This window comes from Achromobacter sp. CF-sbj1-Ac2-l (genome assembly GCF_052698165.1).
This window is the reverse complement of sequence record NZ_CP199855.1, coordinates 3964117-3985401: the sequence shown is the minus strand read 5'-3', so window position 1 is coordinate 3985401 and position 21285 is coordinate 3964117. Positions and strand designations below refer to the sequence as shown.

The following is a 21285-nucleotide window of genomic DNA, read 5'->3' as shown; positions in this document are numbered from 1 at the left end:
ATGATCCGCAAGACTTGCGTCGCCCTGGCGCTGGCCGCCCTGTTGCCGGCCGCCCACGCCGAATTCCCCGACCGCCCCATCACCCTGATCGTGCCGTTCCCGGCCGGCGGCCCCACCGACATCGTCGGCCGGCTGGCCGCGGCCAAGGCGGGCGAGATCCTGGGGCAACAGGTCGTGGTGGAGAACCGCACCGGCGCCTCCGGCACCATCGGCATGGCCGCCACCGCGCGCGCCAAGCCCGATGGCTACACGGTGGGGCTGGCGACCGTCAGCACCCACGGCACCGCGCCGCACCTGTTCCCCAAGCTGGCCTATGACCCGGTCAAGGACTTCACGCCCATCAGCAACCTGGTGACCAGCCCCAACATCCTCAGCGTCAACCCGCAGTATCCGGCCAGGACGCTGGCGGAATTCGTGTCGCACGTGCGCGCCAATCCCGGCAAGGACGGCTACGCCAACGCAGGCGCCGGCGGTGTCAACGACCTGGGCATGATCTGGTTCCTGCAGATCACCGGCGGCAAGATGAACAGCATCTCGTACCGCGGCTCGGCGCCGGCCCTGACCGACACGGTGGGCGGCGTGGTGCCCGTGATCTTCGACAACTTCCCGTCGTCGCTGCCCTACATCAAGAGCAACCACCTGCGCGCGCTGGCCATCACCGGGACCGCGCGCAATCCGCGCCTGCCGGACGTGCCGACCTTCGCGGAGCAGGGCTACAAGGACTACGACGTCACGGCCTGGTACGGCGTGGTGGGGCCGGCGGGCATGCCGGCCGACGTGCGCGACAAGCTGGCGCAGGCCTTCGCGAAGGCGGTGCGCGACCCCGCCACCGCCGCCAAGATGGAAGAGACGGGCGCCTTCCCGCTGGGCAATTCACCGGCCGAGTTCGGTGAGCAGATCCGCGCCGAGCGCGACCGGTGGAAATCGGTGATCGAGCGCGCGCAGATCAAGCTGCAGTAAGGCGGGGAGCCGCCCGTCTCCGGCTGGCACGGTCTTTCCGGCCAGCCGGGTCACGGCGGCCAGGCGGTCCACGGGCGGGGAAATTCAAATAAGATAGGTCACCCGTTACGTGTTACCGGAGGTCGTCATGCTTGAATCGCAAGTCGTGGATCAGATCGGTCGTCATTGGGGTTGGGTGGCGTTGCGCGGCGTCGTCGCCATTCTGTTCGGCCTGATGGCCGTGTTCATGCCGGCGATCACCTTGTCGGCGCTGGTGCTGGTGTGGGGCGCGTTCGCGCTGGCCGATGGCGTGCTGGCGCTGATCGCCGGCATCCGCATCCGCGACCACGGCAAGCCGCTGTGGGCATTGATCATCGTCGGCCTGCTGGGCGTGGCGGCCGGCATCGTCACTTTCCTGTGGCCGGGGCTGACGGCGCTGATCCTGCTCTACATTATCGCCATCTGGGCGCTGGTGGCCGGCGTGTTCCAGATCATTGCCGCGATCCGTTTCCGCAAGGAAATCCGCAACGAATGGTTCCTGGGGCTGTCCGGATTGGTGTCGGTCCTGTTCGGCGCGATGCTGGTGATGCAGCCGGGGGCCGGCGCGCTGGCGCTGGTGTGGGTCATCGGTATCTATGCCGTGTTCTTTGGCATACTGCTGCTGGTCTTTTCCTTGCGCCTCAAGCAGCACCGCGCGCCCTGAGTCCATGTCCGCCTACCAGACCCTGATTCCCCTGAACTTCCTGGCCGTGGGCCTGGGCGCCATGTTCGGCGCCTGGGCCCGCTGGCTCGTCAGCCTGTGGCTCAACACCGAGTCGTGGCCCTGGGGCACGCTCGCGGTCAACCTGGCCGGGGGCTATCTGGTGGGGCTGGTGCTGGCGCTGGTGGCGGGCCATCCCGAATGGCCCGCCTGGGTGCGGCTGGGGGCCATCACCGGCTTCATGGGCGGTCTGACCACCTTCTCGACTTTCTCGGCCGAAACCGTGGCGATGCTCGAGCGCGGCGCGTACGGCGGCGCGCTCGGCTACGCCGGCTTCAGTTTGCTCGGATCCCTGCTGCTGACGGGGTTGGGCCTGGCAACGGCCAGCCTGTTGCGCTGAGGCGCCCGCGTTGCGGCGGCGCCCGGCCGCCATGCGGTTGCGTGGCGCCTTGGCGACGCTTCAGTCGCCGGCCCGCGGATTCAGCACCCGCGCCGCTTCCAGGCCGCTGCGCACCGCGCCTTCCAGCACGCCGGGATAGCCGGTATCGGTCCAGTCGCCGGCCAGCGCCAGCGTCGGCCACGGCGTGCTGTTCAAGGGCCGCGTCAGGCCCGGCACCGCCGCGAAGGTGGCGCGTTTTTCGATGAACAATTCCGCCGCCGCGACTTCCGGCATCGGCGGCAGCCGCTGCGGATGGGCGGCGGCCTGTTCGGCCACCTGATCGATCAGGGCCTCGATGGCCTGCTGGCGGTTGCGGTCGGCCAGGCTGGTGGCGGCGCTCGCCACCACCGCCAGTTCGCCGGCCAGGGCATCGCCGGCCAGTTGCGCGCGGTCGAACAGCCATTGGCCGACGTGGCCACGGGCCGGCTCTTCGCGCAGCATCATCATGGGCTCGGGCAGGCGCCAGGGGCCGGCCAGCCGCAGGTTGAGCGTGGCGATCGGCAGATAGTCGAAGGCGCGCAGCGCGTCCAACAGCCCGGTGGCGCCGGCCGCCCGCAGCGGCGCGTCCAGCAGGCGCGCGGCGAACGCCGGCGGCACCGCCAGCACGGCGGCGTCGAAGCGTTCCTGATTGATGTCGATGCCGTCCTCCGCCGGACGCAACTGGCGCACCGTGCTGCCGTAGCGCATGGTGACCTGGCGCGCGGCGGCATCCGGCCACAGCGCCGACAGGTCGGTGCAGGGCAGCAGCAGGTCGCTGTCTTCGCGGCGGCCGGCCAGGCTGTCGCGCAGCACGCGGGCGAACAACCCGGCGCTGGCGCTGGCCACGGGGGTATTCAGCGCGGCCAGGCACAGCGGTTCCCAGACCTGGCGGATCAGGGCGTCGGACTGCGCGTGATAGTGCAGGAGCTGCAGCACGGTCCAGTCGCGCGGCGGCGTCCAGGACATGGCTCGCAGGCCGCGCATCAGGCGCAGCGTGGCAAAGCGGTCGGCCCACGACAGGCCGCGCGCGCCCAGGATCGCCACCGCCATGTGCAGCGGCGCGGGCAGGCGCGGCGCCGACAGCCGGAAGCGGCCGTCCAGGCTCGCCAGCCGCAGCGATCGGCGCATCAACAGGGCATCGGGGTTGCGGCCCACCCGGCGCATCAGCGCCAGCGTGTGCGTGTAGGCGCCTGACAGCAGGTGCTGGCCGTTGTCCAGCGGCGATTCGAAGCCATCGTGGAACACGCGCCGGGCGCGGCCGCCGGGCGTGTGGCCGGCTTCGAACACGGTGACCTTGGCGCCGGCTTCGCGCAGGGCGACGCTGGCCGCCAGGCCCGCCCAGCCGGCGCCGATGACCGCCGCCTTCACCGTGCCAACCGGCGGACCAGTCCGCGCCCGCCGCCTACCCAGGTCTTCCACGCCAGCCACAGCTTGCGCAGCGGCGTCAGCGAGATGCGCTGATGCAGCACCTGCCAGTTGTCGCGCTCGATCTCGTCGAGCAGCGCGTGATAGATCGCCGCCATCATCAGGCCGGGACGCTGCGCGCGCCGATCGGCTTCGGGCAGGCTGCGCATCGCCTCGCGGTACAACTCGCGCGCGCGCTCGGCCTGGAACTTCATCAGGGCCGAGAAGCGTTCGGAATACTCGCCATTCAGGATGTCCGAGGCCTTGACCTCGAACTGCTGCATGTCGTTGACCGGGATGTAGATGCGGCCGCGGCGGGCGTCGTCGCCCACGTCGCGGATGATGTTGGTCATCTGGAACGCCAGGCCGAGCTTCTCGGCGTACACCAGCGTGGCCGGATCGGTGTAGCCGAAGACGCCGGCCGACAGTTCGCCGACCACGCCGGCGGCATGCCAGCAATACTTGCGCAGGCCGGGCCAGTCCAGGTAGCGGGTCTGGTCCAGGTCCATTTCCATGCCGTCGACCACGGCCAGCAGGCGCTCGCGGGTGATCGAACAGCTCTGCAGGTGCGGCTGCAGCGCGCGGGTCACGGGATGGTCGGGCTTGCCGTCGAACATCTGGTCGACCTGCGTGCGCCACCAGGCCAGCTTGATGCGCGCCAGCGACGGGTCGGTGCATTCGTCGACCACGTCGTCGACTTCGCGGCAATAGGCGTACAGCGCCGTGATGGCGCGCCGCCGCTCGGGCGGCAGGAACAGGAAGGAATAGTAGAAGCTGGAACCGCTTTTGGCGGCTTTCTCCTGGCAGTACTCGTCAGGGGTCATAGTTGGCAGGGCCGTTTGCTTACTTGATGGAGCGCCAGAGCATGATGGCCCAGTCCTTGGCGCCCAATTCGGGTCGGTTCATGAATACATCGTAGCCGCTCGCCTCGATCCGCTCCAGCACGCGCAGCCCGCCTTGCACCACCAGGCGCAGTTCCAGGCCGATTCGGCCCGGCAGGCGGCGCGCCAGCGGAGCGCCGAAGTGTAGCAGCGCGCGGGTGCGTTCCACCTGGAATGCCATCAGCGCGCGCCAGCCCGGCGTCAGGCGGCAGGCCGCCAGGTCCTCTTCCGAGACGCCGAAGCGGTCCAGGTCTTCCTGCGGCAGGTAGACGCGGTGCTTGTGCCAGTCGACCCGCACGTCCTGCCAGAAGTTCACCAGTTGCAGCCCGGTGCAGATGGCGTCCGACTGCTCCACGTTGTGGGGTTCGGCGGCATCGAACAGATGCAGCATCAGCCGCCCGACCGGATTGGCCGAGCGGGTGCAGTAATCGGCCAGCGTGGCGTAGTCCTCGTAGCGCTTGACGCTGATGTCCTGTTCGAAGGCCGACAGCAGGTCGTAGAACGGCGTGATGGGCAACTGGTGGCGGGCGATGGTGGCCGCCAGCGGCACGAAAATGCCGGCCAGTTGAGGCGCGCCGGGCGCGGGCACGGCGCCCGGTTCGGCGCCGATGCGGTGCAGTTCGGCGCGGAAGGCCGCCAGTTGGGCCAGCCGCTCGTCGTCGCTGGCGCTGCCTTCGTCGGCGATGTCGTCCGCCGCCCGGGCAAACCGGTACAGATCGGTCACGGCGCCGCGCAGCCTGCGCGGCAGCAGCAGCGAGGCGACGGGAAAATTCTCGTAGTGATCGATGGGCATGGTCTGGTCCTGCTTTCTGACTGCGGTCTGGCCGCGCGGGCCGGATCCCGGTCATTTTAGAGTACGTGCGGCGCCGCGGCCCCGCGCCGCCGACACGCCGATCAGTTAGACTTAAGCGCCACAGGATCTCATACCATGCCCCGCCCAATTTCAGCCACCGTTTCCGTTTCCGCCCTGGCCCACAACCTGGCCGCCGTGCGCAGCCACCTCGACCAGACCGCCGCCGCGGCCGGCGGCGTGCCGCCGTCGATCTGGGCAGTGATCAAGGCCAACGCCTACGGCCATGGCATCGAACAGGCCGTCGCCGGTTTTTCCAAGGCGCAAGGGCTGGCCATGCTGGACCTGGACGAGGCCGTGCGCTGCCGCGAGGCCGGCTGGGGCGGTCCGATCCTGCTGCTCGAAGGCTTCTTCAATCCGTCCGATCTCGAGATCGTCGACCGCTACCACCTGAGCATCACCGTGCATCAGCGCGAACAGCTCGACATGCTGGCGCGCGCCCGACTGTCGCGCCGCGTGGACGTCATGCTCAAGCTCAACAGCGGCATGAACCGGCTGGGCTTTTCGCCCGCGGCCTATCCCGCCGCCCACGAGCGCGCGCTGCTGCTGCAACAGCAGGGCGTGATCGGCTCGATCGGCAAGATGACCCATTTCGCCTGCGCCGACGGCCCCCAGGGCATCACCGAGCAACTGGCCGTGTTCAATTCGGTGACGCATAAGATGACCGGGCCTGTCAGCGTCTGCAATTCGGCGGCCACCCTGCGCTTCGCCGAGGTCGCCGTCGGTTCCGAGAGCCAGGCGCACTGGGTCCGTCCCGGCATCTGCCTGTATGGCGCCTCGCCCTTCGCCGACGCCGAGGCCGCCGCCTTCGGGCTCAAGCCAGCCATGTCGTTGCGCTCCGAGATCATCGCGGTGCAGGAATTGAAGGCCGGCGACTCGGTCGGCTACGGCGCGCTGTTCCGCGCCGACCGCCCCATGCGCGTCGGCATCGTGGCCTGCGGCTACGCCGACGGCTATCCGCGCCATGCCGCCACCGGCACCCCGGTGGTCGTGGCCGGCGTCCGTACCCGGCTGGTCGGGCGGGTGTCGATGGACATGCTGATCGTCGACCTGGACCCGATTCCGGCCGCCGGCGTCGGCGCCCCGGTGTCGCTGTGGGGCGAGGAGGGGCCGTCGGTGGACGAAGTCGCGCTCGCGGCCGGCACCATCGGCTACGAGCTCCTTTGCGCCTTGGCGCCGCGCGTGCCGGTCACCCGGGACGCCTGATTCCTTTTTGACCAACCCCGGGCACTTTTCCGACTCTTGCCTGTCGCAAGCCTGACGGCGTCCTTTTTCACCGGGTACTTCCGCCCACGGCGGCAGGTGTCCGGCATGCAAGAATTGCTACGCAATTTACAAGACAGGCAACGCCGGATGGTGTCTACTTGAAAACCGGGCGCCCAAGCGCCCGTTTTCGCCCCAGTAACGAACGACGAGGTTTCGATCCATGAAGGACAAATGCGTGCTCATCACGGGCGCCACCAAAGGCATAGGCTGGGCCCTTACTCAGCGGCTGTCCGACATGGGTTGTCATGTGGTCGGTATCGCGCGCAATACCGGCGATGTGGACTTTCCCGGCTACCTCTATGCCTGTGACCTGGCCGACGCCGGCCGCACCGAGGAAGTGCTGCGCGAGATCCGCGAGAAATTCCCGGTCGATGCCGTGGTCAACAACGTCGGCATCGCCTCGCCCCAGCCGCTGGGCGAGATCGATCTGGCCACCCTCTACAACGTGCTGGACCTGAATGTGCGCGTCGCCGTGCAGGTGACGCAGGCCTTCATCGAATCGATGAAAGCGCGCCGCGCCGGCCGTATCGTCAACGTCTGCAGCCGCGCCATCCACGGCGGCCTGGAACGCACCGCCTATTCGGCCGCCAAGAGCGCGCTGGTCGGCTGCACCCGCACGTGGGCGCTGGAACTGGCCGAATACGGCGTGACCGCCAACGCGGTGGCGCCGGGCCCCATTGAAACCGAAATGTTCCGCGCCACCCGTCCGGCGGGCAGCGAAGGCGAAAAGCGCGCGCTGGCCTCGGTGCCGATGAAGCGCCTGGGCACGCCGGCCGAAGTGGCCGCCGCCATCGCCTTCCTGCTGTCGGACGACGCCGGCTTCATCACCGGCCAGGTGCTGGGCGTGGACGGCGGCGGCAGCCTGGGCGGCCGCTCCTGATCGCCCGCCCCACGGCCGGCACGCCGCCCGTGGCACGGGATAAAGAAGGCGCCCCACGGGCGCCTTTTTTGCCGCCGGGCCGCCCTCAAAGGCAAAAGCGCGCCCCCGCAGGGGCGGCGACCCGCGTAGCGGCGGAGCGTGGGGTTTTTTCCGTTTGCGGTCCGGCTCAGTACGGTCCGCCGGCCTTGGCGGCCGGCTTGACGTCCTTGAACTCGCCGGCCAGCTTCTCGGCAGCGCGCGCCAGCAGCACCGCGTCCACGCCCACCGCCACGAAGGTCGCGCCCAGCGACAGGTAGTGCCTGGCCTGCGCCACGCCGCTGTGCAGGATGCCGGCGGCCTTGCCCGACTTGACGATGCGGCCGATGGCCGCGTCGATGGTGCGGGTGACTTCGGGATGCTCGGGCTGGCCCAGGTAGCCCATGCTGGCCGACAGGTCGGCCGGGCCGATGAAGGCGCCGTCCACGCCGTCCACCGCCAGGATGGCCTCCAGCGCCTCCACCCCGCGCGGCGTCTCGATCTGCACCAGCACGCACATCTCGTCGTTGGCGCGCTCCAGGTAGTCGGGGATGCGGTTCCAGCGCGACGAACGCGCCAGCGCGCTGCCCACGCCACGGATGCCGGCGGGCGGATAGCGCACCGCGGCCACGGCGGCGGCGGCCTCTTCGGCCGACTGCACCATCGGCACCAGCAGCGTCTGCGCGCCGGTGTCGAGGATCTGCTTGATCTGCACCGGATCGTTCCAGGCCGGGCGCACCACCGGCGCCACCGGATAGGCGGCCACCGATTGCAGTTGCGCCAGCGTGGTCTGCAGCGTGTTGGGGGCGTGCTCGCCGTCGATCAGCAGCCAGTCGAAGCCGGCGCCGGCGATGATCTCGGAGGTGTAGGCGCTGGCCAGGCCGGCCCACAGGCCGATCTGGGGCGTACCGGCGCGCAGCGCGCGTTTGAACTGATTGGTCAGGATATCCATGGGCCGCGTTGAGGTCAGATGAAGTGGCAGTTGACGGAGCCGAGCACGCCGTAGTCGACGTTGAAGGTGTCGCCGGGGCGCGCGGCCACCGGCCGGGTAAAGGAACCCGACAGGATGATCTCGCCCGCTTCCAGCGCCACCTCGTGCGCGGCCAGCTTGTTCGCCAGCCATACTACGCCATTGGCCGGATGGTTCAAGACGCCGGCGGCCACGCCGGTTTCCTCGATCACCGCGTTGCGCGACAGGATCGCGCCGATCCAGCGCAGGTCCAGCTCGCCGATCTTCACCGGCCGCCCGCCCATCACCACGCCGGCGTTGGCCGCGTTGTCGGCGATGGTGTCGAACACCTTGCGCGGACGCTTGCTGTCGGGGTCGATGCCGTGCGAGCGGGCATCGATGATCTCCAGCGCCGGGATCACGTAGTCGACCGCGTCGTATACCTGGAACAGGGTCACGTTCGGCCCTTGCAGGCGCTTGCCCAGCACGAAGGCCAGCTCCACTTCCAGCCGCGGCAGGATGAAGCGGCCGGCGGGAATGTCGCCGCCATCCTCGAAGAACATGTCATCGAGCAACATGCCGAAATCGGGTTCGTCGATCTGCGACGACAACTGCATGGCGCGCGAGGTCAGGCCGATCTTGTGGCCACGCTTGACGCGGCCCTCGGCCAGCTTGATGTCCATCCAGGCGCGCTGGATGGCGTAGGCGTCGGCGATGGTGATGTCGGGGTGTTCCAGCGAGATCTGGCGGATCTGCTGGCGGGTGCGTTCGGCGTCGTGCAGGCGCGCGGCCAGCGCGCGCACGGTGGTGGAATCGAGCATGCGGGGTGTCCAGGTAGGGGGGTCAGGCGGGGCAGGGCACCAGCGTATTGACCAGACGGCCGATGCCGTCGATCTCGGTCACGACCTCGTCGCCCGGCTGGACGTTGACGATGCCGTCCGGGGTGCCGGTCAGGATCAGGTCGCCGGGCGACAGCGTCATGAAGCCGCTGAAGTACGCGATCAGGGCGGGGATGTCGAACACCATGTCGCGGGTGTTGCCGCGCTGGGTCTCGACGCCGTTGACGGTGGTGCGCAGGTCCAGGCTCATCGGGTCGGCCACGTCGTCGCGGTCCACCAGCCATGGCCCCAGCGGGGTGCAGGTGTCGCGGCTCTTGACGCGCAGGTTGGGGCGATACCAGTTCTCCAGGTAGTCGCGCAGCGCGTAGTCGTTGGCCACGGTGTAGCCGGCCACGTAGTCATAGGCCTGCTCGCGCGTGACGTTGCGCGCGGTCTTGCCGATCACCACGGCCAGCTCGCATTCGTAGTGCATGAAGCCCACGTCCGCCGGCCGCAGCGTCTGCGCGCGATGGCCGACAAAGGTATTGGCTGCCTTCAGGAAGCCGAGCGGTTCGGGCGGCGCCTTGAACGCCAGTTCCTTGGCATGGTCGGCATAGTTGATGGCCAGCGTGAAAGTGGTGCGCGGCTCGATCGGCGGCAGCCAGGTCACCGCGTCCTCGGCCAGCAGGCGGCCGTCGGCCAGGCGGATCTGGCCGTGGCCGGCGTCGGTGGCGGCGTGGATGGCGCCTTCGTGGGCGATGCGTGCGTGTTTCATGGCGGGTTCCGTGGGGACGCCTCAGGCGCCGGCGATGAGCGTGTTGCCGAGCGTGCCGACCTGGTCGATGCGGATCTCGTAGCGTTGGCCCGCATGCGCCAGCGGCGCGTCGGCGCGGGCGCCGGCCAGCAGGATGTCGCCGGGTTCGAAGCTCATGAACGCGGTGACGTCGGCGATGAGGCGGGCCACCGGCCGCACCAGGTCGACGGTGCTGGCGCGCTGCGCCAGTGCGCCGTCGATCCAGACCTCGATGGCGAGCGCGTCCGGATCCGCCACGGACGACACCGGCGCCAGCGCGCGGCCGATCGGGCAGAAGCCGTCGCGGCACTGCTGCTTGAGCGCTGGACGGAAATAGCTGTCGTGCGGGGCCGACAGATCGGCCACCACGCGATAGCCGGCCACGTGCGACAGCGCCTCGGCTTCGCTGACGCGGCTGGCGCGCCGGCCGAACACGATGCCCAGGGTGGCGCCGATGCGCACCTGGGGCACGTCGGCGGGCAGCGTGATCGCGTCGCCGTCGGCGGCATAGGTATTGGCCGGCTTGATGTACAGCACCGGCGCGCGCGGCGCGGCCTGGTAGGGCGGCGCGTTCACCGCCTCGCCCAGCGCGGCCAGCGCCTGGCGCGTATTGAGCGCGGCGCCCGCCACCGTGCGCGGCAGCGCGGCGGCGCGGGCCGCCAGGTATTCGCGATAGTTGCTGTGCTTGTAGTTGAGCACCGCGTCGGCTTCTTCCACCTGCAGCGACAGGCCCAGCGGCCGGCGCGCCATTTCCGGCGCCAGCGCGTCGCACAGGGCCTGGAACGTGCGTTCGCCCAATGCCGCCTGCTGCGCGGCGCTGCGGCCGTGGCCGATGCGCAGGAGCACGTGCACGAAGGCGTTGTCGGGATGGCCGTCCGCGATCAGGTAGTCATCGATCCGCACGGCGCGGGTACGGGCGCCGGCCAGCGGATAGAGGCTGCCGTCGCCGACGGCGGCGTCCTGCACCACGCGCATCAGGGCGCGGGTGTCCAGGTCCAGGTTGGCGGAGTACTCGATCCAGATATGTGGCATGACAGGCGCGGGACCAGCCCCCTCCGGCATATTGTTAGCATGTTAATTATCATAGCGAAAAAAGGGCGTCGGCGGCAATCGTCCGCGCAGCCGCGCGACAGGGGTTTTCCGTCGTTGACAGCGCCATCGCCGACGCATAAAGTTAACGAGTTAACTAAAATGTCGAGCCGCCCGCCGCATTGGCGCCGGCCGTCCGCCCAAGGCGAGGAGACGCACGTGAGCATCAAGCACTGGATCAATGGCAGGCAGGTCGACAGCGCCGACCGCTTCACCACCTTCAACCCGGCCACGGGCGAGGCCATCGACGACGTGGCCGCCGGCGGCCAGGCCGAGATCGACGCCGCCGTGGCCGCCGCGGCCGAGGCCTTTCCCAAGTGGGCCGGCACGCCCGCCAAGGAACGCGCGCGGCTGATGCGCCGCCTGGGCGAACTGATCGACCGCAACGTGCCGCAGTTGGCCGAGCTGGAAACCCGCGATACCGGCCTGCCCATCTCGCAGACGCGCAAACAACTGATCCCGCGCGCCTCTGAGAACTTCACCTTCTTCGCCGAAGTCTGCACCCGCATGAACGGCCACACTTATCCCGTGGACGACCAGATGCTGAACTACACGCTGTACCAGCCGGTCGGGGTGTGCGCGCTGGTGTCGCCTTGGAACGTGCCCTTCATGACCGCGACCTGGAAGACCGCGCCCTGCCTGGCGCTGGGCAATACCGCCGTGCTGAAGATGTCGGAGCTGTCGCCATTGACCGCCGACCAGCTCGGCCTGCTGGCGCTGGAGGCCGGCATCCCGCCCGGCGTGCTCAACGTGGTGCAGGGTTATGGCGCCACCGCCGGCGACGCGCTGGTGCGCCATCCCGGGGTGCGCGCGATCTCGTTCACCGGCGGCACCGTCACCGGCAAGAAGATCATGGCGAACGCGGGCGGCATCAAGAAGTTCTCGATGGAGCTGGGCGGCAAGTCGCCGGTGCTGGTGTTCGACGACGCCGACGTCGAGCGCGCGCTGGACGCGGCGCTGTTCACCATCTTCTCGCTCAATGGCGAGCGCTGCACCGCGGGCTCGCGCATCTTCGTGCAGGAATCGATTTACGATGACTTCGTGCGCCGCTTCGCCGAGCGCGCCAATCGCCTGGTGGTGGGCGACCCGACTGATGACAAGACCAATGTGGGCGCGATGATCACCCGCCAGCACTGGGAAAAGGTCACCGGCTACATCCGCCTGGCCAAGGAAGAGGGCGCGCGCATCCTGGCGGGCGGCGCCGACGCGCCGCGGGGCCTGCCGGCGCACCTGGCCGGCGGCAATTTCGTGCGGCCCACGGTGCTGGCCGACGTCGACAACCGCATGCGCTGCGCCCAGGAAGAGATCTTCGGGCCCGTCGCCTGCCTGATTCCGTTCAAGGACGAGGCCGACGGCCTGGCGCTGGCCAACGACGTCAAGTATGGCCTGGCCTCCTACATCTGGACCCGCGACATCGGCCGCGCCCACCGGCTGGCGCGCGGCATCGAGGCCGGCATGGTGTTCATCAACAGCCAGAACGTGCGCGACCTGCGCCAGCCGTTCGGTGGCACCAAGGAATCCGGCACCGGCCGCGAGGGCGGGGAATACAGCTACGAAGTGTTCGCCGAGATCAAGAACGTCTGCGTCTCGATGGGCAGCCACCCCATTCCGAAGTGGGGCATCTGACAGGCGCCCGGATACCGAAAACAACAGGAGACACGCATCATGGGCAAGCTCGCGCTGGCGGCCAAGGTAACGCACGTGCCGTCGATGTACTTATCTGAAATGCCCGGCCGCCATCACGGCTGCCGCGAAGCCGCGATCCAGGGCCATCGGATCATCGGCCAGCGCTGCCGCGACCTGGACGTGGATACGCTGGTGGTGCTGGACGTGCATTGGCTGGTGAACGCCGGCTACCACATCAACTGCAATGAACGCTTCGCCGGCCGCTACACCAGCAACGAGCTGCCGCACTTCATCCAGGACATGGATTACGCCTACCGCGGCGACCCGGCGCTGGGCCGGCGCATCGCCGAATGCGCCGGCGCCGCCGGCGTGCCCACCCGCGCGCACGAGATCGCCAGCCTGGAACTGGAATACGGCACGCTGGTGCCGATGCGCTACATGAATGGCGACGACCGCTTCAAGGTGGTGTCGGTGGCGGCCTGGTGCGCCTGGCATTCGCTGGACGACAGCCGTCGTTTCGGCGCGGCCCTGCGCCAGGCCATCGCGCAGAGCGACAGCCGCGTCGCGGTGCTGGCCAGCGGTTCGCTGTCGCACCGCTTCAACGACAACGGCAGCCCCGAGGCCGCCATGCATAACATCAGCCGCGAGTTTTACCGCCAGGTCGACCTGCGGGTGGTGGACCTGTGGCGCCAGGGCGACTGGAAGACGTTCTGCGCCATGCTGCCGGAATACGCCGAGCTGTGCGTGGGCGAGGGCGGCATGCACGACACCGCCATGCTGCTGGGGCTGCTGGGCTGGGATGCCTACGACCGGCCGGCCGAGATCGTCACGGACTACTTCACCAGTTCGGGCACGGGCCAGATCAACGCGATCCTGCCCGTGCCGGACTGATTCATTCGGTCGGGTCGCGCTTGATCAGGTCGACCATCGCGTCGACGTCGGCGTACAGGCGGTCGAGCAATTCCTTGCCGATCCGGCCCTCGATTTCCTGGTACTTGGCATCCACCTGCGGCCGCATGCGGTCGATCAGTTTATTGCTCTTGGGCGTCAGCGAAATCTCCTGGCGCCGTTGATCCGCGTTCGAGCGAACCCGCTTGATGAGGCCCTGTTCTTCCATGCCCGCCAGCATGCGGGTCAGGCTGGGGCTGAGGATCTGGCAACTGCGGGCGATCTGGTTGGGTTCCATCGCGCCGACTTCGCTCAGCGTGCGCAACACCCGCCATTGCTGTTCGGTGACGCCGGCCGCGTGCAGGATCGGGCGGAAATGCGCCATCAGGGTTTCACGCGCGTAAAGCAGCAGGTGGGGAAGGTTGCGGTGGTGGAAGCTCGGACTCATGTTGGCCATGTTAGCAAGAAGCCGATCAGTTTCTGACCGGATCTCGGGGGTATCAACGTCCAGGCCCGCAACGATGGCGGGCCTGGACGGGTAAAACGGAACGCGGAAACGGGGTCAGGACGCGGGGTTCTGCTGCGCCAGTTCCTGCAGGTCGTCGGGCAGGGTCAGGTCGGGGGCGCCCTGCTGCAATTCGCGCAGCGCCGTCACGGCCTCTTCCTGCTGGTCGTCCTGCATCAAGGCGCGGATGTGCGCCACGCGAGTCTCGATGTCCTGTTCGCTGAAGGCGACCGGCTCGCTGCTGGCCGCCTCGGCCGGCTGTTCGGCCGCGGCCGTGGCGGCAGCCGGCGTGGCGTCGACGCTGGCCTGCTGGGCGGGGACGGCGGCGGGGGTGTCGGCGGGCGTCTGCACCGCGGCGCGCTGCACCGGCGCGGACGCCGGCTGCGGCGCGGGCGCTTCGGCGATCTCCGGCCGCGGCGCCGGGCCGCGTTCGATGTTGATGGCCGGTTCGTGCGACACGGCCAGTTGCGGCGTCATGTCGGCCATTTCCGCGTTTTCACGCATGTCGGTCCAGGCGAACAGGCCGGCGACCAGCGCCGCGCAGGCGGCTGCGGCCCAGCCCGGGTGCCAACTGCGGCCGGGATGCCAGGCGCGGCGCACCGCCGCATCCAGTTCGGGGCTGCCGCCGGCCCTGGGCTTGCGATACAGGGCGCGCAAATCCAGTTCGTCGTCTTCGTCGAAGGGGGGGCGATAGGTAATGCTCATGCGCGTACTCCTCGCGCATACGCCTGGTGGCAAGGCGTATCCGCGTCTGACCTTGGCCTGTGCCGCGCCGGTGGTCCGGCGGTCTCGTCCAGGGGCGGGTCTTGTTCCGGTTTAGGTGGCCGCGTTTGCGGCCCAAGCGTCTTGCGATGCGCCGCGATTCCCGTCGTGCCGTCCTGGCGGGCGGCGGCGCCGGGTATGCCGCCAAATAACCGACGGTTCAACATTGCGCATCACCCGGTGATTATGCGCGATTTGCAGAAATCTGCCAGCGAATTTCTTCTGTTTGCATGGTGTAACTATGACGCGTCCCTGTTTGTGCAAGCCAATTGAAAGCTGGCTGCACCAGGGCGGGGCAAAACCTGCCGTGGATGCGCGCCGTGGCGACGCGGCGGCGGCCCCCCGGCACTGTCCAGTGCCGGTAAACTTGCGCCCATGGCCAAAACCCGAACCGTCTATGTGTGCGCCGAATGCGGCGGCACCACTCCGAAATGGCAAGGCAAGTGTCCGCACTGCAATGCCTGGAACACCCTCGAAGAAACCGTGGAGTCGGCCGCGCCGGCCGCCGCGGCCTCGCACCGCTATGCGCCGCTGGCCTCCAGCAGCCCGGTGCGCAGCCTGTCCGAGATCGAGGCGCGTGAAACCCCGCGCACCCCCACCGGGCTGGAGGAATTCGACCGCGTGCTGGGCGGCGGCCTGGTGGCCGGCGCCGTGGTGCTGATCGGCGGCGACCCCGGCATCGGCAAGTCGACCCTGCTGCTGCAGGCGCTGGCCTCGCTGTCCGAAAGCACCAACGTGCTCTACGTCACCGGCGAGGAATCGGCCGAGCAGGTGGCGCTGCGCGCGCGCCGGCTGGGCCTGCAGACCGGCAACGTCAACCTGTTGGCGGAAATCCGCCTGGAGGCGATCCAGGCCGCAGTGTCCGAGCAGAAGCCCAGCGTGGCCGTGATCGACTCGATCCAGACGCTCTACAGCGGCGAGCTGACCGCGGCGCCCGGCTCGGTGTCGCAGGTGCGCGAGTGCGCCGCCCAATTGACGCGCCTGGCCAAGCAGACCGGCATCGCCATCGTCATGATTGGCCACGTCACCAAGGACGGCGCGCTGGCGGGACCACGCGTGCTCGAACACATCGTCGACACGGTGCTGTACTTCGAGGGCGACACGCACTCGTCTTTCCGGCTGGTGCGCGCCTTCAAGAACCGCTTCGGCGCGGTCAACGAGCTGGGCGTGTTCGCCATGACCGACCGCGGCCTGCGCGGCGTGGCCAACCCGTCGGCGCTGTTCCTGTCGCAGCACGAGCAGCAGGTGGCCGGCTCCTGCGTGATGGCCACGCAGGAGGGCACCCGCCCGCTGCTGGTCGAGATCCAGGCGCTGGTGGACAGCTCCCACGCGCCCAATCCGCGCCGCCTGACGGTCGGCCTGGAGGGCAACCGCCTGGCGATGCTGCTGGCCGTGCTGCACCGCCATGCCGGCGTGTCGACCTTCGACCAGGACGTGTTCGTCAACGCCGTCGGCGGGGTGCGCATCACCGAGCCCGCGGCCGACCTGCCGGTGCTGCTGGCCATCATGTCGTCGCTGCGCGACCGGCCCCTGCCGCGCGGCCTGATCGCCTTCGGCGAAGTCGGGCTGGCGGGCGAGATCCGGCCCGCGCCGCGCGGCCAGGAACGCCTGCGCGAAGCCGCCAAGCTGGGCTTCTCGATCGCGCTCATCCCCAAGGCCAACGCCCCGCGCCAGCCCATCGAGGGGCTGGAGATCTGGGCGGTGGACCGGCTCGACGCCGCGCTCGACAAGTTGCGCTGACGGGAGCCCCGAGTGAGTCTTTTGCTGATCGCCCTGTGCCTGGGCGCGGGATGCCTCATTGGCTTCATGGGCGGCGTGCTGGGCATCGGCGGCGGCCTGATCGCGATTCCGGCGCTGGTGCTGCTGCTGGACATGCCGCAGCAACTGGCGCAGGGCACCGCGCTTATCATGGTGTTGCCCACCATCATGATGGCGGTGCGCAAGTACAACCAGCAGACCCGCATCGACCGCCGCGTGGCGCTGGCCGGCGCGGGTGGGGCGGTGGTGTTCACCTGGGTCGGCGCGCGGCTGGCGCTGGGCATCGAGCCGGGCGTGCTGCGCCTGAGCTTCGCCGTGTTCCTGTTCTTCATCGCGCTGTTCTATGCATGGCAGACCTGGCGCGCCGGAAGCGTCCCGCCCGCTGCCCGGCCGGCCACCAGGAAAGGCGGCCTGCCCGCCGGGGAAGCGCCGGCGTTCACGCCGCGTCGCGCGACCGCGCTGGGCGTGCTGTGCGGCACGCTGGGCGGCTTCTTCGGTGTCGGCGGTGCGGTGCTCGCCGTGCCCATCATCACGTCGGTCTTTCGCCTGTCGCAGACCACGGCGCAGGCGCTGGCCCTGTGCATGGTGATTCCCGGCTCGGCCGTGGCGCTGGTGACGTATTCCTGGGCGGGCAAGGCCGACTGGTGGGTGGGCTTGCCCCTGGCGGCGGGCAGCCTGTTGTTCGTGCCGGTGGGCGTGCGCCTGGCTTACCGTCTGCCTGAACGCAAGCTGAGAGCCTGCTTCGCGGCGATGCTGTTTGCCACCGTGGCGCTGCTGGTATTTGAAAGCTGAGCGGCGCGGCGGGGCCGCTCGATTGTCACGATCCCATGACCAAGCGTTAACGTCGGAAAGGGCGCGAAAATTCCGCGCGTCCCGCTGAACCTTCGTGGCGGTGCGGGCTCCAACGGAGTACGGGTTTTGCGGCGATGTTGCCGCCCCGTGTTGGCAAGGCCGGAGGGGCAGCCCTCGGGTCTTCACCATTAGGAGTACATGTAATGACGACTCACTCCCGTATCGCTGCGTTCCTGTCCACGTCGGCCTTGTGCCTCGGTCTCGCTGCCGCGCCTTCGGCGTTCGCGGCGGGCGCCGACGCCACGACCAAGGCAGGCGACACCAAGACCCACGCGCAGCACAAGCATCACAAGTCCGACAAGACGTCCGCCAAGCAGGGCACCGAGAAATCGGGCGCCGCCAAGGTGGATCAATCGGGGGCCACGGCTCCCGCCAAGTAAGTCGGCCGCGCAGTACCGGATCGCGAGATCCGCGCAGTTCCTTTGCACGGCGGACGGGCTTCGGGCCCGGAAGTCGAAAGCCTCTCGGTATGGGCGCCGAGAGGCTTTTTTCATGTATTCCGCCCGCGGCGTGCGGCCTGCCCCGTGGCGCGGGCGGCGCCACGGGGCAGGCCCGTGTCAATCCACTGGCGTGATCACGCGGCCGGTATCGAAATACGCCGCCAGGTTCTCCAGCATCAGGTCTTCCATGGCCTGGCGCGTTTCCAGCGTGGCGCTGCCGATGTGCGGCAGCAGCACCGCCTGGTCGCTCTTGATCAGGGCCTCGGGCACCTTGGGCTCGTGCTCGAACACGTCGAGCGCGGCGCAGCCGAGCTTGCCGGCCTCCAGCGCGGCCACCAGCGCGGCCTCGTCGATGACCGGGCCGCGCGCGATGTTGACGATGATGCCGCGCGGGCCGAGCGCTTCCAGCACCTCGCGATTGACCAGGTGGCGCGTGGCCGGGCCGCCCACGGTGGCCACGACCAGGAAGTCGGCCCAGGCCGCCAGGTCGGTCAGCGAGGCCTCGTAGCCGTAGTCGACGTCGTCGCGCTTCCTGCGGTTGTGATAACGCACCTGCATATCGAAGCCGATGCCGCGGCGGGCGATGGCCTCGCCGATGCGGCCCAGGCCCACGATGCCTAGCTTCTTGCCGCTGACGCGCTGGCCCAGCGGAATGCTGCCGTGCACCTGGCCCCACTGGCCGGCGCGCACGAAGCGTTCGCCCTGGCCCATGCGGCGGGCGCCTGCGATCATCAGGCCCCAGGCCAGGTCCGCCACACAGTCGGTCAGCACGTCGGGCGTGTTGCTGACCTGCACGCCGCGCGCATGCGCCGCCTGCACGTCGATGGTCTCGTAGCCCACGCCCCAACTGCAGATGGCCTTCAGGTCGGGCAGGGCGTTGATGAGTTCGGCGTTGGCGCCGAAGTTGGCCGAGGTGACGACGGCGGTGACGCCCTTGCCGAGTTCGGCCAGCGCGGCCTTGCGGTCCGGCTGCTTCCAGAGCTCGATGACGTCGTAGCGCTCGGCGAGGCGCTGGTTGGCGGAGGGCGAGCCGGCCAGCGAGCCGACCTGGATGATGCGATGCTTGGTGGTCATGTTGTCGTACAGGTGGGTGGCGAAACCTTCATGCTACTTGATCCGGCCTTGAATCCGGCTGACAGGGCGCGGGCCGCGGGAACCCTCCCGGGCCGCGCCCTTGAGCGGCGGGCTCGAATCAGGCTGCCCAAGGCTGCCTGCCCCAAGCAGCCCATTTCAAGCAGCCTTACTCCAGCTGGATATCGGCCTTCTGGATCACGTCCTTCCAGCGCTTGACCTCGGCCTGCTGGAACGCGCTGAACTGCTGCGGCGTGTTCGCCACCACCTCGAAGCCCAGGCCCTGCAGCGTCTTCTCGGTCTGCGGATCGCGCAGGGCGGTCTGCAGAGCCTTGGTCAACTGCTGCACCACGGCCGGCGGGGTGCCCTTGGGCACCGCGAAGCCCTGCCACGAATACACCACCATGTCCTTGATGCCGGCCTCGGCCAGCGTCGGCACGTCCGGCAGGTCCGCCGCGCGCGCGTCGCCGGTGATGGCCAGCGCCTTGAGCTTGCCGGCCTTGATGTGCGTCTGCACCGCGCCCAGGTTCTGGAACGACACGTTGACCTGGCCGCCGATCAGGTCGGCGATGGCGGCGCCGCCGCCGCGATACGGCACGTCCACGCCCGAGGTCTGGGTGCGCTGGCGGAACATCACCGCCGACAGGTGGTCGGACGAGCCCGTGCCGGACGAAGCGTATGAAACCTTGCCCGGATTCTTGTTCGCATAGTCCACCAGCTCGGCCACCGTGCTGGCCGGGAACGACGGCGAGGCCACCAGCACGTTGGGGTTGCGCACCGCCTGCGTGAGGTACTCGAAGTCCTTGCTCGGGTTGTACGAGAGGTTCTTGTACAGCGCCTCGTTGATGGCGAAGGTGCCGATCGAGCCGACCATCATGGTGTAGCCGTCGGGCGTGGCGCGGGCCAGCGCCTGCGCGCCGATGGCGCTGTTGGCGCCCGGCTTGTTCTCGACCACGAAGGTCTGGCCCAGCGCTTTCGTCAGCCCCGGCGTGACGCTGCGCGCCGTGATGTCGGACGAGCCGCCCGGCACGAACGGCACGATCATCGTGACGGGCTTGGTGGGATAGCCGGCGGCGTGGACCGCCGGCCCGGCAAGCAGGGCGGCGGACAGCGCGACCGCGCCGATCGATCTGTTCATGATGTCTCCTGGTTCGCGTGATGATGAAGAACCCGGCGCCCACGCGTGGCGGCCGGGCCCGGATCGGCGCGGGTCAGTCGACCTTGGCGCCCGATTGCTTCACGACCGCGGCCCATTTGACGGTTTCCCGCGCCATGAACTGGGTGAATTGCGCCGGCGTGTTGCCCGAGGGCGTCGCGCCCTGGGCCTGCAATTGTTCGCGCACCGCCGCCTGCTGCAGCGCCGCGGCGACATCGCGCTGGACCTTGTCGACGATCTGTTGTGGCGTGCCCGCCGGGGCCAGCAGGCCGAACCAACTGGACGCCTCGTAGCCTTGCACGCCGGCCTCGGCCAGCGTCGGCACGTCGGGCAGCGCCGGCGAGCGCGTGGCGGTGGTGACCGCCAGCGGCCGCAGCTTGCCGCCCTTGATGAAGCCCATCGACGACGGCAGGTTGTCGAAGATCAGGTCGGCCGACCCCGCCATCACGTCCGTCAGGGCCGGGCTGCTGCCCTTGTAGGGCACGTGCGTCATGCGGGTGCCTGTCATGGTCTGGAATAGTTCCCCCGACAGGTGGGTCGAGGTGCCGTTGCCGGTCGAGGCCATATTGACGCTGCCGGGATTGGCCTTCAGGTATTTGATCAGGTCCGCCACGCTGCGGATGCCGTGCTTGTCGGCAAAGGCCGGATTCAGTTCCAGCACGTTGGGCACCGGGATCACCAGCGTGACCGGCGTGAAGTCCTTGACCGGGTCGTAGGGCAGCTTGGCGTAAACGGACTGGTTGATCGCATGAGTGCTGACGGTGCCCATCAGCAGCGTGTAGCCATCGGGCGTGGCGCGGGCGGCTTCGGCGGTGCCGACGTTGCCGCCCGCGCCCGCCTTGTTGTCCACCACCACCGCCTTGCCCCAGGCCTTGCCCAGTTCGGCCGCGACCACGCGCGCGGCGATGTCGGCGGTGCCGCCGGCGGGGAAGGGCACGATGATCCTGACGTCGCGCGCCGGATAGTCGGCGGCGCGCGCGGCGGCGGGCAACAGGGCTGCCGCCGCCAGACAGGCGGCAAGGGCCAGGCGGCCGCGCAAGGGGGCTGCAAGCATGGAAGTCGTCTCCTCGTGTGCGCGTGGCCGCGCATCGTTTGTGGGGTGTTCCTGCCAGGCCGGGGCCCGGGTCTGAATGCTGCCGGCGTCTGTCGCGCCTTGCCGTCGTGAATGCCGATGACTTGTAAAACGAATATAGGTATTGAGGGTCTACTTGTCAACCAAGTATAC

22 protein-coding genes and 1 pseudogene are annotated in these 21285 nt (G+C 69.0%); 10 read left to right on the top strand and 13 right to left on the bottom strand.

The window, feature by feature from the left end:
- From ACUDCK_RS18045 to ACUDCK_RS18035, 3 genes are all read left to right on the top strand, one after another.
- Complete coding sequence (locus ACUDCK_RS18045) at nt 1-960, top strand: tripartite tricarboxylate transporter substrate binding protein BugE (RefSeq protein WP_054502048.1); 960 nt, start codon at nt 1-3, stop codon at nt 958-960.
- A gap of 127 nt (nt 961-1087) precedes the next feature.
- Nucleotides 1088-1642: an HdeD family acid-resistance protein gene (locus tag ACUDCK_RS18040; protein ID WP_049073064.1), complete on the top strand. Its 555-nt coding sequence runs from the start codon at nt 1088-1090 to the stop codon at nt 1640-1642.
- 4 nt (nt 1643-1646) lie between these two features.
- Nucleotides 1647-2039, top strand: a complete 393-nt coding sequence (locus ACUDCK_RS18035; RefSeq protein WP_064528463.1) for a CrcB family protein — start codon at nt 1647-1649, stop codon at nt 2037-2039.
- Between the two features lie 60 nt (nt 2040-2099).
- On the opposite strand, the gene hpnE is transcribed toward ACUDCK_RS18035, so the two are convergent.
- From hpnE to hpnC, 3 genes are read right to left on the bottom strand one after another with little or no spacing between them, the layout of a single operon-like run.
- Nucleotides 2100-3425 (bottom strand): hydroxysqualene dehydroxylase HpnE, encoded by a 1326-nt coding sequence (gene hpnE / locus ACUDCK_RS18030; protein ID WP_175166718.1) that lies wholly within the window; start codon nt 3423-3425, stop codon nt 2100-2102.
- A complete protein-coding gene (gene hpnD / locus ACUDCK_RS18025) occupies nt 3422-4285 on the bottom strand; it encodes a presqualene diphosphate synthase HpnD (protein WP_006384298.1) in 864 nt (287 codons plus the stop codon). Before hpnD ends, hpnE begins: the two co-directional genes overlap by 4 nt.
- Nucleotides 4286-4304: 19 nt before the next feature.
- Entirely contained in the window at nt 4305-5135 is an 831-nt protein-coding gene (gene hpnC, locus ACUDCK_RS18020; RefSeq protein WP_064524709.1) for a squalene synthase HpnC, read from the bottom strand.
- Between the two features lie 135 nt (nt 5136-5270).
- On the opposite strand from hpnC, the gene alr reads away from it, so the two are divergent.
- Both alr and ACUDCK_RS18010 read left to right on the top strand, forming a co-directional pair.
- On the top strand, nt 5271-6398 hold the full coding sequence (gene alr / locus ACUDCK_RS18015) for an alanine racemase (protein ID WP_054502050.1): 1128 nt from the start codon (nt 5271-5273) through the stop codon (nt 6396-6398).
- A gap of 220 nt (nt 6399-6618) precedes the next feature.
- Nucleotides 6619-7338: an SDR family oxidoreductase gene (locus tag ACUDCK_RS18010; protein WP_020928472.1), complete on the top strand. Its 720-nt coding sequence runs from the start codon at nt 6619-6621 to the stop codon at nt 7336-7338.
- 166 nt (nt 7339-7504) lie between these two features.
- Here ACUDCK_RS18010 and hpaI read toward each other — a convergent pair whose 3' ends face one another.
- From hpaI to ACUDCK_RS17985, 5 genes and pseudogenes are all read right to left on the bottom strand, one after another.
- On the bottom strand, nt 7505-8305 hold the full coding sequence (gene hpaI / locus ACUDCK_RS18005) for a 4-hydroxy-2-oxoheptanedioate aldolase (RefSeq protein WP_064524707.1): 801 nt from the start codon (nt 8303-8305) through the stop codon (nt 7505-7507).
- 14 nt (nt 8306-8319) lie between these two features.
- Nucleotides 8320-9123, bottom strand: coding sequence for a 2-oxo-hept-4-ene-1,7-dioate hydratase (gene hpaH, locus ACUDCK_RS18000; RefSeq protein ID WP_049073070.1), 804 nt, complete (start codon nt 9121-9123; stop codon nt 8320-8322).
- 22 nt (nt 9124-9145) lie between these two features.
- Nucleotides 9146-9895 (bottom strand): fumarylacetoacetate hydrolase family protein, encoded by a 750-nt coding sequence (locus ACUDCK_RS17995; protein WP_116791738.1) that lies wholly within the window; start codon nt 9893-9895, stop codon nt 9146-9148.
- A 21-nt stretch (nt 9896-9916) separates the two neighbouring features.
- Nucleotides 9917-10576 (bottom strand): fumarylacetoacetate hydrolase family protein, encoded by a 660-nt coding sequence (locus ACUDCK_RS17990; RefSeq protein ID WP_244976846.1) that lies wholly within the window; start codon nt 10574-10576, stop codon nt 9917-9919.
- A gap of 63 nt (nt 10577-10639) precedes the next feature.
- Nucleotides 10640-10888: pseudogene (locus ACUDCK_RS17985) on the bottom strand (fumarylacetoacetate hydrolase family protein); the annotation flags it as partial.
- Between the two features lie 273 nt (nt 10889-11161).
- Here ACUDCK_RS17985 and hpaE point away from each other — a divergent pair.
- Nucleotides 11162-12628 (top strand): 5-carboxymethyl-2-hydroxymuconate semialdehyde dehydrogenase, encoded by a 1467-nt coding sequence (gene hpaE, locus ACUDCK_RS17980; RefSeq protein WP_175166720.1) that lies wholly within the window; start codon nt 11162-11164, stop codon nt 12626-12628.
- 39 nt (nt 12629-12667) lie between these two features.
- Nucleotides 12668-13519, top strand: coding sequence for a 3,4-dihydroxyphenylacetate 2,3-dioxygenase (gene hpaD, locus ACUDCK_RS17975; RefSeq protein ID WP_054502055.1), 852 nt, complete (start codon nt 12668-12670; stop codon nt 13517-13519).
- 1 nt (nt 13520) lies between these two features.
- Here the strand turns inward: hpaD and hpaR are convergent, their stop codons facing one another.
- On the bottom strand, nt 13521-13964 hold the full coding sequence (gene hpaR / locus ACUDCK_RS17970) for a homoprotocatechuate degradation operon regulator HpaR (RefSeq protein WP_175142916.1): 444 nt from the start codon (nt 13962-13964) through the stop codon (nt 13521-13523).
- A 114-nt stretch (nt 13965-14078) separates the two neighbouring features.
- On the bottom strand, nt 14079-14726 hold the full coding sequence (locus ACUDCK_RS17965) for a hypothetical protein (RefSeq protein WP_175142874.1): 648 nt from the start codon (nt 14724-14726) through the stop codon (nt 14079-14081).
- Between the two features lie 432 nt (nt 14727-15158).
- Between ACUDCK_RS17965 and radA the strand changes: the two genes are divergently transcribed.
- The 3 genes from radA to ACUDCK_RS17950 all read left to right on the top strand — a co-directional run bounded on the left by radA (nt 15159) and on the right by ACUDCK_RS17950 (nt 17773).
- Nucleotides 15159-16523 carry a DNA repair protein RadA gene (gene radA, locus ACUDCK_RS17960; RefSeq protein WP_006396055.1) on the top strand — a complete coding sequence of 455 codons (1365 nt, stop codon included), beginning with the start codon at nt 15159-15161 and terminating at the stop codon, nt 16521-16523.
- Between the two features lie 12 nt (nt 16524-16535).
- Entirely contained in the window at nt 16536-17333 is a 798-nt protein-coding gene (locus tag ACUDCK_RS17955; RefSeq protein ID WP_054502057.1) for a sulfite exporter TauE/SafE family protein, read from the top strand.
- Between the two features lie 203 nt (nt 17334-17536).
- Entirely contained in the window at nt 17537-17773 is a 237-nt protein-coding gene (locus ACUDCK_RS17950) for a hypothetical protein (protein WP_054502058.1), read from the top strand.
- A 177-nt stretch (nt 17774-17950) separates the two neighbouring features.
- Here the strand turns inward: ACUDCK_RS17950 and ACUDCK_RS17945 are convergent, their stop codons facing one another.
- From ACUDCK_RS17945 to ACUDCK_RS17935, 3 genes are all read right to left on the bottom strand, one after another.
- Nucleotides 17951-18907, bottom strand: a complete 957-nt coding sequence (locus tag ACUDCK_RS17945) for a 2-hydroxyacid dehydrogenase (protein WP_026384457.1) — start codon at nt 18905-18907, stop codon at nt 17951-17953.
- 166 nt (nt 18908-19073) lie between these two features.
- On the bottom strand, nt 19074-20042 hold the full coding sequence (locus ACUDCK_RS17940; protein ID WP_144654860.1) for a Bug family tripartite tricarboxylate transporter substrate binding protein: 969 nt from the start codon (nt 20040-20042) through the stop codon (nt 19074-19076).
- Nucleotides 20043-20115: 73 nt separating this feature from the next.
- Nucleotides 20116-21114: a tripartite tricarboxylate transporter substrate binding protein gene (locus ACUDCK_RS17935; RefSeq protein WP_054502059.1), complete on the bottom strand. Its 999-nt coding sequence runs from the start codon at nt 21112-21114 to the stop codon at nt 20116-20118.
- Between the last annotated feature and the right edge of the window lie 171 nt (nt 21115-21285).